This window comes from Pararhodobacter sp. (genome assembly GCF_034676075.1).
Classification (GTDB): Bacteria; Pseudomonadota; Alphaproteobacteria; order Rhodobacterales; family Rhodobacteraceae; genus Pararhodobacter.
In genome coordinates this window covers 73175-85551 of the sequence record NZ_JAUCCQ010000008.1, presented here as the reverse complement: position 1 = coordinate 85551, position 12377 = coordinate 73175, and the positions used below count along the sequence as shown (strand labels likewise).

15 protein-coding genes and 1 tRNA gene are annotated in these 12377 nt (G+C 68.4%); 6 read left to right on the top strand and 10 right to left on the bottom strand.

Annotated features, from left to right (window positions below; translation table 11 throughout):
- The first annotated feature begins 125 nt into the window (after nucleotides 1-125).
- Nucleotides 126-560, top strand: a complete 435-nt coding sequence (locus tag VDQ18_RS05215) for a hypothetical protein (RefSeq protein WP_323019950.1) — start codon at nucleotides 126-128, stop codon at nucleotides 558-560.
- A gap of 142 nt (nucleotides 561-702) precedes the next feature.
- Entirely contained in the window at nucleotides 703-1245 is a 543-nt protein-coding gene (locus VDQ18_RS05210) for a VOC family protein (protein WP_323019953.1), read from the top strand.
- 99 nt (nucleotides 1246-1344) lie between these two features.
- Here VDQ18_RS05210 and VDQ18_RS05205 read toward each other — a convergent pair whose 3' ends face one another.
- Together VDQ18_RS05205 and VDQ18_RS05200 are read right to left on the bottom strand one after the other, a co-directional pair.
- Complete coding sequence (locus VDQ18_RS05205; protein ID WP_323019952.1) at nucleotides 1345-2028, bottom strand: M48 family metalloprotease; 684 nt, start codon at nucleotides 2026-2028, stop codon at nucleotides 1345-1347.
- Nucleotides 2029-2068: 40 nt separating this feature from the next.
- On the bottom strand, nucleotides 2069-3043 hold the full coding sequence (locus VDQ18_RS05200) for a glucokinase (protein ID WP_323019949.1): 975 nt from the start codon (nucleotides 3041-3043) through the stop codon (nucleotides 2069-2071).
- Nucleotides 3044-3195: 152 nt separating this feature from the next.
- On the opposite strand from VDQ18_RS05200, the gene VDQ18_RS05195 reads away from it, so the two are divergent.
- Complete coding sequence (locus tag VDQ18_RS05195) at nucleotides 3196-4218, top strand: tellurium resistance protein (protein ID WP_323019948.1); 1023 nt, start codon at nucleotides 3196-3198, stop codon at nucleotides 4216-4218.
- A gap of 28 nt (nucleotides 4219-4246) precedes the next feature.
- Here VDQ18_RS05195 and VDQ18_RS05190 read toward each other — a convergent pair whose 3' ends face one another.
- The 8 genes from VDQ18_RS05190 to VDQ18_RS05155 all read right to left on the bottom strand — a co-directional run bounded on the left by VDQ18_RS05190 (nucleotide 4247) and on the right by VDQ18_RS05155 (nucleotide 9950).
- The gene (locus VDQ18_RS05190) at nucleotides 4247-5338 is read right to left on the bottom strand and encodes a 2'-deoxycytidine 5'-triphosphate deaminase (protein ID WP_323019947.1); all 1092 of its coding nucleotides are present in this window, start codon (nucleotides 5336-5338) and stop codon (nucleotides 4247-4249) included.
- A gap of 57 nt (nucleotides 5339-5395) precedes the next feature.
- Nucleotides 5396-5473 (bottom strand) — tRNA-Pro (locus tag VDQ18_RS05185).
- 105 nt (nucleotides 5474-5578) lie between these two features.
- The gene (locus tag VDQ18_RS05180; protein WP_323019946.1) at nucleotides 5579-6460 is read right to left on the bottom strand and encodes a MerR family transcriptional regulator; all 882 of its coding nucleotides are present in this window, start codon (nucleotides 6458-6460) and stop codon (nucleotides 5579-5581) included.
- Nucleotides 6461-6463: 3 nt separating this feature from the next.
- On the bottom strand, nucleotides 6464-6775 hold the full coding sequence (gene ihfA, locus VDQ18_RS05175) for an integration host factor subunit alpha (protein ID WP_107752960.1): 312 nt from the start codon (nucleotides 6773-6775) through the stop codon (nucleotides 6464-6466).
- Nucleotides 6776-6892: 117 nt separating this feature from the next.
- The gene (locus tag VDQ18_RS05170) at nucleotides 6893-7879 is read right to left on the bottom strand and encodes a beta-ketoacyl-ACP synthase III (protein ID WP_323019945.1); all 987 of its coding nucleotides are present in this window, start codon (nucleotides 7877-7879) and stop codon (nucleotides 6893-6895) included.
- Nucleotides 7876-8994, bottom strand: coding sequence for a phosphate acyltransferase PlsX (gene plsX, locus VDQ18_RS05165; protein WP_416235086.1), 1119 nt, complete (start codon nucleotides 8992-8994; stop codon nucleotides 7876-7878). Before plsX ends, VDQ18_RS05170 begins: the two co-directional genes overlap by 4 nt.
- Before the next feature lie 23 nt (nucleotides 8995-9017).
- Complete coding sequence (gene rpmF, locus VDQ18_RS05160; protein ID WP_107752955.1) at nucleotides 9018-9221, bottom strand: 50S ribosomal protein L32; 204 nt, start codon at nucleotides 9219-9221, stop codon at nucleotides 9018-9020.
- Between the two features lie 159 nt (nucleotides 9222-9380).
- Nucleotides 9381-9950 (bottom strand): DUF177 domain-containing protein, encoded by a 570-nt coding sequence (locus VDQ18_RS05155; protein ID WP_323019943.1) that lies wholly within the window; start codon nucleotides 9948-9950, stop codon nucleotides 9381-9383.
- 181 nt (nucleotides 9951-10131) lie between these two features.
- Here VDQ18_RS05155 and VDQ18_RS05150 point away from each other — a divergent pair, with 181 nt between their 5' ends.
- The 3 genes from VDQ18_RS05150 (at nucleotide 10132) to rpsB (ending at nucleotide 12347) form a co-directional block, all read left to right on the top strand.
- Nucleotides 10132-10626, top strand: a complete 495-nt coding sequence (locus tag VDQ18_RS05150) for an outer membrane protein assembly factor BamE (protein ID WP_323019942.1) — start codon at nucleotides 10132-10134, stop codon at nucleotides 10624-10626.
- A gap of 40 nt (nucleotides 10627-10666) precedes the next feature.
- A complete protein-coding gene (locus VDQ18_RS05145) occupies nucleotides 10667-11425 on the top strand; it encodes a GNAT family N-acyltransferase (protein WP_323019941.1) in 759 nt (252 codons plus the stop codon).
- A 148-nt stretch (nucleotides 11426-11573) separates the two neighbouring features.
- Nucleotides 11574-12347 (top strand): 30S ribosomal protein S2, encoded by a 774-nt coding sequence (gene rpsB, locus VDQ18_RS05140; protein WP_107752946.1) that lies wholly within the window; start codon nucleotides 11574-11576, stop codon nucleotides 12345-12347.
- The last annotated feature ends 30 nt before the right edge of the window (nucleotides 12348-12377 follow it).

Here is a 12377-nt window from a genome sequence, read left to right as displayed (position 1 = left end):
GCCGCCGTCACCCAGACCGGCGGACAATCCGGCCTCACCCTCCTGTTCGGGTGGTGAGCCGACCCCCAAGACCGCCAGCCCAAGACCAAGACCCCTCCTGCAACCCCTGTTGAAAGGACTTTCCCATGACCCGCCTTCGTTCGATCACCTCCGCCCTTGCCGCCGCCGCCGCCCTGAGCGCCGGGGCGGCCGGGGCCACCACCATCATCTCGACCCAGGGCAGCAACACGCTGCGCATCCAGCAATCGCCGATGGGCACCGTGGTCCGTGACGGGATCGGTGCGCATTACGTGGCGCCCTCGACCATCAGCCACGAGCCGCTGGTCCTGCGTCATCCGGCCCGCGACCGCATCGAGGAGCCGAGCGGTCTGGCCCGGCTCTTCATGTGGCTGAACCCGTTCGACGGCTTCTTCCGCGACCGCAGCCGCAACCGCGTGATCGAGGAGCTGCCGCCCGAGGTCACCACCCGCGGCCGGGCTCGGGCGATGTTCGACGACGTCCCGGGCGAGAACCGGGCAGTCGACATGATGCGTTCGATCATGATCCGCATGGATCGCTGAGGCTGATAGCCCTCTGGAAACGGGCCCCCGAGGTGGGGCCCGATTTCGTTGCGGTCGCAATGATCTTGACAGGGGCGGGCGATTCGTGGTTCCTCAAGCCATATTGTTGCACTTGCAATGAATGGAGGAAGCCATGCCCGCCCTGAAGATCCAGCAGATCCATCACGTCGCCTATCGCTGCAAGGACGCGAAGGAGACGGTCGAGTGGTACAAGAAGAACCTCAACATGGACTACACGCTGGCTTTCGCGGAAAACCACGTGCCCTCGACCCATGAGCCCGATCCCTACATGCACATCTTCCTCGATGCGGGCATGGGCAATGTGCTGGCCTTCTTCGAACTGCCGACCAAGCCCGAGATGGGTCGGGACGAAAACACGCCGAAATGGGTGCAGCATCTGGCGCTGAAAGTGGCCGACCGCGACACGCTGGTGGCCTACAAGGAGCATCTGGAAGCGAACGGGGTCGAGGTTCTGGGCGTAACCGACCATTCGGTGTTCCACTCGATCTATTTCTTCGATCCGAACGGTCACCGGATCGAGCTGGCCTATGACGACCCCGGCGCGGCCGAGATGGCGGCCAAGGCGGCGGCGGTCAAGGATGAGATGCTCGAGGAATGGACCCGCACCAAGCGCGCGCCGCGTCAGGCCGCCTGGCTGCACGAAAAGGAAATGGACAAGGTCTGAGCGTCACGCGATCGTCACGGGCCTAGGGCAGGGTGACGGCGTTTCGAGCACCTAGTGATCCCTTTCAGGGCGCGGGGCCTTCGGGCCTCGCGTCTTTTTTCAATCGACCCGCCAGCGCTGTTCCAGGGCTTCAATGGCCGCGACGCGATCCTCGGTCCGGGGATGCGAGGCCAGCCAGACCGGCGGGCCGCCCCGGGCGCCGGTGAGCGACGACAGGCGCGACAGCAGGGATTTCTGCGGCGCGGTGCCGATGCCCGCCTTGGTCAGCAGCGCCGCGGCGTATTCGTCGGCGGCGTATTCGTCCTTGCGGCTGAGGCCCGCAGCCAGCATCGACACCAGCATGTTGGCGATCATCACGCCCAGGCCCGGGATCAGCCGCCCCAGCACCGCCGCCAGCGCCATCCGCACCGCGTTCTGCCCGGAAAAGTCGATCATCCGCCGCCGGGTATGCCCCAGCGCCACATGGCCCAGCTCATGGGCGATGACCGAGGCCAGTTCCTCGGCGCTGACCTCGCCTGTGTGGTAGCGGTCGAGGAAGCCGCGGGTCAGGAAGATCCGTCCGTCCGGCGCGGCCAGCCCGTTGATGACCGGGGTTTCATGGACATGGACGGTGATGACCGGCAGGTCCAGCACCGCCGCCATCTGGTCGGTCAGCCCCTGCAGCGTGTCGTCCTTGAGCGGTGTCGAGCTTTGATCCAGCTCGCGCTTGGTGCGCCAGGCCGAGAAATGCCAATAGGCCAGCCCGTAGAGGGCGGCGAGGATGAAGGGGAGGAGGCGCAGCAGCATGCCTCCGATATGGCGGCTCGGACCCGCCCTGGCAAGGTCAGTGCGGCCGACCGGCCAGATGCGCGGCGCAGCCCAGAAGGGCTGCGTAATCGTCCTCGACCATGGTGACGGCAAATTCCGCCATCATCGGGCTGAACCGGCCCATGTCGCGGAAGGCCTCGCCCATGCCGAGCGCCACCAGATGCGGGGCCATGGCCCGGGCGACGCTGCCGATCAGGAAGATCCCGCCATAGGGCAGATGCACCAGCGCCAGCGTCGCCAGCGCCCGGCCCATGATCCGGGCGTAAAGTTGCCCGGTCTTGCGCGCCGCAGGCTCGCCCGCGGCGATCGCGGCGGTGAGCGCGTCGCCCGCCAGCTCCTGCCCGCTGAGCCAGCGGTGCAGCGCCACCAGACCCCGGCCGCAGAGCACCTCCTCGATGGTGGCGATGCCGTGCAGCTCGGCCAGATGGAGGGCCAGCGCCGCCTCCTGCTCGCCCTTGCGGGGCAGGTGGATATGGCCGCATTCCGAGGGCGCCACATGGGTGCCGCCCGGCAGATGATGGACCGGCGCCGCGTTGAAGCCGGTGCCGGCGCCGACGACCAGCTGCGTGGCGCCGGCGGGGGCGGGCTGGCCGGGCAGCAGCACCCGCAGATGCCGCGCGTCGAGCGAGGCCAGCGCATGCCCCTGCGCCTGCAGATCGTTCAGAATCGCCACGCGCTCGGTCCGGCCGACGCGGGCCAGATCCCCGGCGGTGATCTCCCAGTCGAGGTTGGTCATCCGCGCCACCCCGTCGCGCACCGGCCCCGCGGCGGCGACGCAGACGCCCGCACAATCGCCGGTCGCGGTTTCCGCCAGGTATTGCTGCAGGATCTCGGCCAGCGAGGCCCGGCCGTGGTTGGGATATTTGCGGATCGAGCCCTGCCTGAGCACCCCGGCATCGGCCAGCGCCACGCGGGTATTGGTGCCGCCGATATCGGCGACAAGCTGCGGCGCGGGCGTGAAGGGCCAGGATTGCAGGGGTCTGTCGGACATTGTTCCCTCGGGTCTTTGCCCCTTCATAGCGGGAACGCGGGCTGCGCTCCACGGGCTTTGTGGGCGGGCAGGGCCCCGGCGCGACGCAAAGTCCTCTTGCGCGCCCGGGGTGCAGCGGGTTCAGTGGCGCCGATCCCTGCCGGAGAGCCGCCATGTCAGACAGCCCGCGACCCGTTCCCTCGATCAAGCCGCGGCATTTCCCGCCGCCGCCACCGCTGGTGCAGAAGACACCGGGCCTGTGGCGGCGCACGCCACCGGCGATCTTCTCGCCGGTGATGGGGATGTTCGGACTGGGGCTGAGCTGGCGCAATCTGGCGCTGCAGCCGGGCATGGCGCCGCTGCAGCCGGTGGGCGAGGCGATCCTGGGCGCCGTGCTGCTGCTCTATGCCTTCGCGCTGGTTGCCTGGCTCTCCAAACCGCTGCGCCGCCCCGGCGTGGTGATGGAGGAGCTGGCGGTGCTGCCCGGGCGCGCGGGCACCGTGGCCATGGTGTTGTCCTTCATCCTGGCCGGCGCCGCGCTCCGGCCCTATGCGCCGGATCTGGCCTTCTGGATGGCGGTCGGCGGCATGGGCGCGCTGGCCGTAGTCGGCAGCCTGATCACCTGGCGGGTCGGCACCGGGCCGAGGGAGGGCCGCGGCGTCACGCCGGTCTTCCACCTCACCTATGTCGGCTACATCCTGGCGCCGCTGACGCTGATCCCGCTGGGCTATGTCGAGGCGTCAAAATGGATCCTCTGGCTGACCATGCCCGCCGCGGCACTGATCTGGCTGGCGAGCCTGCGCCAGCTGATCCGCACCATCCCGCCCGCGCCGCTCCGTCCCTTCATGGCGATCCACGCGGCGCCTGCCTCGCTCTTCGCCACGGTCTCGGCGCTGCTGGGCTATCAGAGCGTGGCCCTGGTCTTCGCGATCTTCGCGCTGGCGCTGATCACGGTGATGATCGTCAAGGCGAACTGGCTGCTGCACTCGGGCTTCTCGCCGCTCTGGGCGTCGCTGACCTTCCCGATGGCGGCGGTGGCCTCGGCCGCGATCTGGGGGCTGGGGGCACCGGGGCTCTGGATCGGCGCGGCGATCCTCGCCTTCGCCACCGGCTTCATCCCCTGGATCACCTTCCGGGTCTACACGATGTGGGCCAAGGGCGAGCTCGGCCCCAAAACAAACGCCGCCACGGCATGACGGAAAAGGGGCCCGAAAGGGCCCCGTTTCATTTGAAGTGCTTGGCGAGTTTCAGGCCCTGGCCCTGATAATTCGAGGCGATCCCCGCGCCATAAAGCCGGTCGGGCACCTCGGACATCCGCTCATAGACCAGACGGCCGACGATCTGCCCGTCCTCCAGCGCGAAGGGCGCTTCGTGGCAGCGGACCTCCAGCACGCCCCGGGCGCCGACGCCATCCGCCGCGGCATGGCCGAAGCCCGGGTCGAAGAAGCCCGCGTAATGCACCCGGAACTCGCCGACCATGGCCAGATACGGCGCCATCTCGGCGGCATAGCCCGGCGGGATGCAGACCGACTCGCGGCTGACCAGGATGTAAAAGGCGCCGGGATCGAGGATCAGCTGCCCGTTCGAGCTGTGCAGCTCCTCCCAGAAATCGGCGCGGTCGTAATGGCCGATCCGGTCGAGGTCGATGACCCCGGCATGGGGCTTGGCGCGGTAGCCGACCAGCGTGGTCCCCTCGGGCCGCAGATCGACGGAAAAGCCCAGACCCTCGGAAATCACCGCCTCGCCCGAGACGAGCGGCACCTCGGCATTGAGCGCCTTCAGCTCGCTATCCGACAGCACCGCCTGACCCTGCCGCAGCCGGATCTGATTGAGCCGCATCCCCGGCCGCACCAGCACCGAGAAGGAGCGCGGGCAGATCTCGGCATAGAGCTTGCCCTTGTAACCCGCGGGGATCCGGTCGAATTCGACGCCATGGTCGGTGATGACCCGGACCAGCAGATCGAGGCGGCCGGTCGAGCTTTTGGCATTGGTCACCGCGCTCATGCCGTCGGGCAGCGCCAGCGTCTCGGCCAGTTCGACGACATAGACGCAGCCCTTTTCCAGCACCATGCCGGCGCCCAGGGGGAATCGGTGCATCTCGAATTCGGGGAGCCGTTCGGCCACCGTCCGCCCCTTGCCGGGCAGGAACGAGGCGCGCAGCCGGTGGGCCGTGCCCCCCAGCCGCAGGTCCAGGCTCGCGGGCTGCACCTGATCGGGCAGGATGGCGGGGCTTGCGCCCAGGACGCCGCGGTCGATCGACAGCCGCAGCGCCTGCGAGGGCAGGACACCCGGGTTCGCCACTGGGTTAAGGGTCATCTCAAGCCTCCCGAAAAGCAAACCGCCCGCAGCCAGAAGGCCACGGGCGGATTGTGATGGTCGGGCTGGCGAGATTCGAACTCACGACCTTCCGCCCCCCAGACGGACGCGCTAACCAGACTGCGCCACAGCCCGACGAGGCGCTTTCTACCCGTTTTCGCGGCGGGGGCAAGCGCCAAAATGCCGGGTCGGACGGGAAATTTTCTCGACCCGCCAAGGCCCATGCCGGAGTGGCCGGAATCACCAGCGCCCGGCGCCCGAAGCCTCGGACATCCGTTCCAGAAGCGCGTCGATGCGGCGTGCCAGCATTTCGGCCCGGTCGCGCCGGGGGCCCAAGCTGCCCCGCGACATGCCCCGCAGCCGCCGGGCCAGCATCGCCCGGTCCGACGGCTCCATCGCCTCGACCCGCTCGGCCGCGGCCTGCGGCGCCACGGGGGCAGGGGTGGCGATAACCGGCTCGGTCGGGGGCAGGGCGCGGGCCACGGGCTCGTCGACCGGGTCCCGCACCACATCGGGCGTGATGTCGTCGGCAGCCTCGGGCGCGAGGTCCAGCGCCTCGGCGGGTTCGATCTCGTCCTCGGCAAGCGTCCCCAGAGGGGGTTCCTCGGGCAAATCGGCCTCGACCGTCCGGGCGCGCGCGTCTTCAAGGACGGGCTCGGGCGTCAGCGCCACGGGCTCATCCTCAACGGGCGTGAGCGTCGCGGCCACCGGCCGTGTGGCGGGCGCGGGGATTCGGTCGGACAGCGGCGGATCGCCGACGATCTCGGCCTCGTCGATGGCGGGATCCTCGAAGCCCTCCGGCAGGTCGAAATCCTCGTCCTCGCCAGCGGTTACGGGCTCAAGCTCACGCAGCGGACCACCCAGGCCCGCGACATGTTTTACGCCCTGTTCCTGCAAGACCCGCTGCACGCCACGGATGGTCATGCCCTGGCTTTGCAGCAGGGCCTTGATACCGTTGATCAGCGCGACGTCGTCGGGCCGGTAATACCGACGCCCGCCCGCCCGTTTCACGGGCCTGATCTGATAGAATTTGCTTTCCCAAAACCGCAGCACATGCGCCGGGGTATCCAGGATATCGGCCACTTCGCTGATCGTGCGAAAGGCCTCTGGCGCCTTTTTCATGCCTTAGGCCTTGTTGCGCAGGTTCCCGCTGGAGACGCGATCCTTCATCAGATGCGACGGCCGGAAGGACAGAACACGACGCGGGCTGATCGGCACTTCTTCACCGGTCTTGGGATTGCGCCCCAGCCGTTCGGCCTTGGAGCGGACACTGAAGGTGCCGAAGGACGAGATCTTGACCTGCTCGCCCTCGACCAGTGCATCCGACATGTACTGGATCACCGCCTCGACAAGAGCGGCGGATTCGTTGCGAGAGAGTCCCACTTCCCGGAACACCGCTTCGCTCAGATCCATCCGTGTCAGAGTTTTTTCGCTCATCTCAATCTCCCCGGTGATTGACTGGCTGCACCGCAAGGATGCTGCAAGGAATTTTGACTGTCAACACCGGGGTTTGCGGTGCGTTGTTTGCACGGGGTCTCAAGCGCGGGGCCTTGCCTACCAGCGCAGCACCACGGCGCCCCAGGCCAGACCGCCGCCGATGGCCTCGGTCACGATCAGGTCGCCCTGCTTCAGCTTGCCCTGCGACGCCCCCACCGACAGTGCCAGCGGAATCGAGGCGGCCGAGGTGTTGCCATGGTCCTGCACGGTGACGATCACATGATCCATCGACACGCCCATCTTCTTGGCGGTGCCCTGGATGATGCGGATATTGGCCTGATGCGGCACGATCCAATCGACATCGCCGGGGGCGACCCCGGCCTTGTCGAGCGCGGTCTCGGCCGTCTCGGTCAGTTTCTCGACCGCGTGGCGGAAGACCTGGTTGCCCTGCATCCGCAGCTGCCCGGCCGTCCCGGTCGAGGACACGCCGCCATCCACATAAAGAAGATCGCGGAAGCGCCCGTCGGAATTGAGATCCGTGGACAGGACGCCCCGGTCCGAGGGCAGGCCCTGACCCGGCTGCGCCTCGAGGATCACGGCGCCCGCGCCGTCGCCGAACAGCACGCAGGTGCCCCGGTCGGTCCAGTCCATGATCCGGCTGAAGGTTTCGGCCCCGATCACCAGGATCCGCTTGGCCTGGCCCGAGACGATCAGCGCATTGGCATTGGCCAGCGCAAAAACGAAGCCCGCACAGACCGCCTGCACGTCGAAGGCATAGGCCTTCTGCGCGCCGATCTCGGCCTGCACCATGGTGGCGACCGAGGGGAAGGTGAAGTCGGGGGTCGAGGTGGCGACGATGATCGCGTCGATGGTCTCGGCGCCGATACCGGCCTGTTCCAGCGCGGCCCGGGCGGCCTTGGCGGCCAGATGCGAGGTCATCTCGCCCTCGGCCGCGAAATGCCGCCGTTCAATGCCGGAACGCGACACGATCCAGTCATGCGAGGTATCGAGGGTCTTCTCGAATTCCGCGTTTTCGACAACGCGCTCAGGCAGATAGTGGCCGTGACCGATGACCACGGCCCGCGTGACGTTGTTCTGGATCATGCCGACTCACCATTCCCGGGGCCCGCATCCTGAGCCGTCTTGGAAGCGATCACAAGGCGTTCGGCCATGCGACCGCGGTATCCCGATTGCGCCAGCTTGGCGGCCAGGCCGATGGCCGCCGCCACGCCGGTCGAATCGGCGGAACCGTGCGATTTCACCACCGTGCCGTTGAGGCCCAGAAAGACGCCGCCATTGACCCGGCGCGGATCGACCCGGCCCGAGAGGCGCTTGAGCGCCCCCCGTGCGAGGATCGCGCCCAGCATGGCCAAGGGGCCCGAGGTCAGGCTCTGGCGGGTGAAATCGGAAATCAGTTTGGCCGTGCCCTCGCCGGTCTTCAGCGCGACATTGCCGGTAAAACCGTCGGTGACGATCACGTCCACGCGGTCGGAGGGGATATCCGAGCCCTCGACGAAGCCCACGTATTCGTAGCGCCCCGTCTCCTCGTGCCGCGAAATCAGGTCATGCGCGGCCTTGATCTCGGCCCGGCCCTTGTGTTCCTCGGTGCCGACATTCAGCAGACCGACGCGGGGCCGGGGTTCGCCGAAGCCGTTGCGGAAATAGGTCACGCCCATGATCGCATAGGCCAGCAGATCCTCGGCCTCGGCTTTCACATCGGCGCCGACATCGAGCATGGTGTTGAACCCGTGCCGCCCGCGCGAGGGCCAGAGGCAGGCGATGGCGGGGCGGTTCACGCCCTCCATCCGCCGCAGCTGCAACATAGAGACGGCCATCAGCGCGCCGGTATTGCCGCAGCTGACCGCGGCCATGCCGGTGCCGTCCTTCAGCGCCGTGATGGCGGACCACATCGAGGTGTCCTTGCCGTGGCGCATCACATGGCTGGGCTTGTCATGCATGGTCACGATGCCCTCGGCATGGACCAGCGTGAGCCGTCCCGTCAGCGCGGTTTCCCGCGCGACCAGCGGCTCCAGCACGGCCTTGTCGCCATGCAGCAGGATGTCGATGCGGGGATTGTCCCGCACCGATTGTGCGCAGCCGGAAACGACGGCCGAGGGTCCCCGGTCGCCGCCCATCGCATCGACGGATATAATGATCCGACCCGAGGCCGAACCAGGCACCGGCTCACCGGCGTGCGGATGTTCCGTCTCGGACGTCATCATTGCACCGCCGGTCGAGACCGTCAGGCCGCGTCGTCGTCCAGGTCGACGCTGGCTTGCGCGATCACTTCGCGGCTGTCGTAGTGACCGCAGGACGGGCACACGTGGTGCGGGCGCTTCAGCTCGCCGCAGGACGGGCATTCATTCGGATTGCCCGCAACCAGCGCATCATGTGCGCGGCGCATGTTGCGACGGGAGCGGGTCACGCGGTTCTGTTGAACGGCCATGTCAACCTCTGAGTTTAGGCGGGCGCGACCGGGCGGCCCGTGACTGTGGAAACTTGCTGCGACGGGGCATTACACCGCCAGGGCGGCCATTGAAAGACCCATCGTGCATGAGGCGCGGAACATAGAAGCTTTTCCCGTCCGCGCAAGGGCAAATCGGGGCTATTCCCCGCCCTCGCCCAGGTCTTTCTTCAACTTCGCCAGCGCGGCGAAGGGGTTGGGGCGCTCCTCGGGCGGCAGTTCGGTGACCGAGTCGGGGAGTTCGGCCCCCGGCACGCGCGGGTAATCGGGCAGCGCCAGCGCCAGCGCCTCGGCCATGACCGCGCCGGGGTCGATCACCGGGCCCAGCGGCTCCAGCGTGTCATCCTCGGGGATCTCGACCTCGGGTTCATTGGAAACCGGCATGTCGCGGACGAAGCGGCGGGTGACAGGCTCGTCGATGCGGGTCGTGACGGGTTCGGCGGTGATCACGCATTCCTGGACCACGGTCGCGCCCAGCTTGCCCTCAAGCCGCCAGTCGCTGCGCCCTTCGGCGACGATCTGGCCGGTGAAATCCAGCTTGCGGATCTTCAGCGCACCGAGGTCGGCGGCCAGATCGGCCCGGGCCTCGGCCGTGGGGGTCAGGCGAAAGCGCAGGCTGCCGCGCGCGGAAAGGTCGCTCACGCGCAGGGGCAGCGTCAGGGCGTCCGTCTCGCGCAGGGTGGGATCCGGTTGTGCCGGGTGCTCGCTCATGACGTCTTCCTTCCTTGCTGGCCCTCACATGCGCGTGCGGGCGGGTCGGCGCGGGGTTCCATTCTTGAACAGCGCCCGCTCCTCTAGTAATCCAGTTGCCACACGGGGTTCCAGCCCCGAGGCACCGGGAAGCCGGGGCCGACGGGGCCTGACCCCGCCAGACAACAGCCGGGAGTGGGGCATGAGCGATCGCGCAGCGAAAGAAAAGACGTCTGCGGCCATGGGGTCGGGACGGCCTGCAACGGGACGGCGGGGCCTGATCGCCGGGCTGGCGCTGGGGGTGCTGCTGGCGGCCTGCTCGCCGATCATGCGCTATCATGGCTATGCCCCCTCGGACGAGGATCTGGCCCAGATCCAGGTCGGCCGCGACACGCGCGAGACGGTGGCGCAGGCCATCGGCCAGCCCGGCATGGGCGGGGTGATGGAAGGCTCGGGCTGGTATTACGTCCAGTCCGACTGGCGCGAACGCGGCTGGCGCGCGCCCGAGGAGGTCGACCGCCAGGTGGTCGCCATCTCGTTCGACCAGCGCGACCGGGTCAGCAATATCGAGCGCTTCGGCCTTGCCGATGGTCAGGTCGTGGCGCTGTCGCGGCGGGTGACCGATTCCGGGCCGCGTCCGAGCGTGATGAGCCAGGTGATGAGCGCGCTGGGGCAGTTCACCTCGCTCGGCGGCTGACAGCCGCGGGGGGCAACCCCCCGCAGAGGGAGCGACGGGCATGGCCCAGGCGGATGGCGACAGGCTTTTCGGCGCCCCCATCGTGGCGGGAACGCGCGTGGCGCGGCTGGCGGGGCCCGAGGACATGGCCGGGGTGCTGGCGCTGCGCGGCCGGGCCTTCCGTGCCGGGGCCGAGGACCGCGACGATTACGACGACCTGAGCCTGCATCTGTGGATCGGCCGCCCCGGTGGCCCGGCCGAAGCCACGCTGCGCTTTCGCCGCCACGGCGACGGCGCGGCGCTGCTGGCGGGCTATGCCGCGCGCCAGTACGGGCTGGAAGCCATGGCCGCGGCCGGCGGCGAGACGCTGGAACTGGGGCGGCTGTGCACCGAACCCGGGGCAGGGGACGCGGACCTCATGCGGCTCCTCTGGGCCGGAGTGTCGCGGGTGGCGCTGGTGACGGGCGCCGCGCGGATGATCGGCTGCACCTCTTTCCACACGCGCGAGCCCGAGGCGCTGGATCCGGCCTGGGCGCTGCTCATGGCGCGCCATCAGGGCCCGGCCGCGCTGACCCCCTCGCGCAAGGCACCCGAGGTCCGCGCCTTCGAGGCGGTGACCGCCACGCCGACGCCCGAGGCCGCGCAACTCCTGCCGGGGCTCCTCAGGGCCTATCTGTCGATGGGGGGCTGGGTGTCGGACCATGCGGTGATCGACCGCGACCTCGGCACCTGCCATGTCTTCACCTGCGTCGAGATCGACCGCATGCCGCCCGCAAGGCGCCGCGCCATGGCCCAACTGGCGGCGATCGCGCCCGACTGACCATCCGCCCCTTGCGCGGCGGCCAAGGGTGCGGTAATGGGCGCGCACTTCACAGGCGGGGCCGGGCCCTGCGGGGAGACATCCCGCAGCGGTCCACCGGTTGGGCGAATGCCCGAAAGCCCCGTCCTAGGCGCAAACCGGAAAGGACATGGACATGGCGCTTCCCGAATTCTCCATGCGTCAGCTGCTTGAAGCTGGCGTTCACTACGGCCACCAGACCCAGCGCTGGAACCCGCGCATGGGTCAGTACATCTATGGCGACCGCAACGGCATCCACATCGTCGACCTGACGCAGACGGTCCCGATGCTGGACCAGGCGCTGAAGGTGATCCGCGACACCGTCGCCAAGGGCGGCCGCGTGCTGTTCGTCGGCACCAAGCGCCAGGCCTCGAAGCAAGTCGCCGAAGCCGCTGAAAAATGCGCCCAGTACTACATGAACCACCGCTGGCTGGGCGGCACGCTGACCAACTGGAAAACCGTTTCCCAGTCGATCCAGCGCCTGAAGAACATCGACGAGGTCATGGAACGCGGCGCTGCCGGCCTGACCAAGAAAGAACGCCTCCAGATGGAGCGCGAGCAGACCAAACTGCAGGCCTCGCTCGGCGGGATCCGCGAAATGGGCGGTCTGCCGGACCTGCTGTTCGTGATCGACGTGAACAAGGAAGACCTCGCCATCCTCGAAGCCCGCAAGCTGGGCATCCCGGTTGTCGCCGTGGTCGATACCAACTGCTCGCCCGATGGCGTGGATTACGTGATCCCCGGCAACGATGACGCCGCGCGCGCCATCGCCCTCTATTGCGACCTCGTGGCCCGCGCCGCGCTCGACGGCATGTCGGCGCAGCTGGGTGCCGCCGGTGTCGACATCGGTGCGATGGACGAAGCTCCGGCCGAGGAAGCGGTTTCGGAAGAAACCGAAGCCTGAGGCCTTTCGGGCGGCCCCGGGCGCCAACGG

Bases quoted from the DNA above. Each gene is read 5' to 3' on its own strand.
- rpsB (WP_107752946.1), top strand. From the start codon at position 11,574: ATGGACATGGCGCTTCCCGAATTCTCCATGCGTCAGCTGCTTGAAGCT.
- rpmF (WP_107752955.1), bottom strand. From the start codon at position 9,221: ATGGCCGTTCAACAGAACCGCGTGACCCGCTCCCGTCGCAACATGCGC.
- VDQ18_RS05180 (WP_323019946.1), bottom strand. From the start codon at position 6,460: ATGAAAAAGGCGCCAGAGGCCTTTCGCACGATCAGCGAAGTGGCCGAT.
- ihfA (WP_107752960.1), bottom strand. From the start codon at position 6,775: ATGAGCGAAAAAACTCTGACACGGATGGATCTGAGCGAAGCGGTGTTC.
- VDQ18_RS05150 (WP_323019942.1), top strand. From the start codon at position 10,132: ATGAGCGATCGCGCAGCGAAAGAAAAGACGTCTGCGGCCATGGGGTCG.
- VDQ18_RS05155 (WP_323019943.1), bottom strand. From the start codon at position 9,950: ATGAGCGAGCACCCGGCACAACCGGATCCCACCCTGCGCGAGACGGAC.
- VDQ18_RS05190 (WP_323019947.1), bottom strand. From the start codon at position 5,338: ATGACCCTTAACCCAGTGGCGAACCCGGGTGTCCTGCCCTCGCAGGCG.
- plsX (WP_416235086.1), bottom strand. From the start codon at position 8,994: ATGACGTCCGAGACGGAACATCCGCACGCCGGTGAGCCGGTGCCTGGT.
- VDQ18_RS05170 (WP_323019945.1), bottom strand. From the start codon at position 7,879: ATGATCCAGAACAACGTCACGCGGGCCGTGGTCATCGGTCACGGCCAC.
- VDQ18_RS05195 (WP_323019948.1), top strand. From the start codon at position 3,196: ATGTCAGACAGCCCGCGACCCGTTCCCTCGATCAAGCCGCGGCATTTC.
- VDQ18_RS05200 (WP_323019949.1), bottom strand. From the start codon at position 3,043: ATGTCCGACAGACCCCTGCAATCCTGGCCCTTCACGCCCGCGCCGCAG.
- VDQ18_RS05215 (WP_323019950.1), top strand. From the start codon at position 126: ATGACCCGCCTTCGTTCGATCACCTCCGCCCTTGCCGCCGCCGCCGCC.
- VDQ18_RS05145 (WP_323019941.1), top strand. From the start codon at position 10,667: ATGGCCCAGGCGGATGGCGACAGGCTTTTCGGCGCCCCCATCGTGGCG.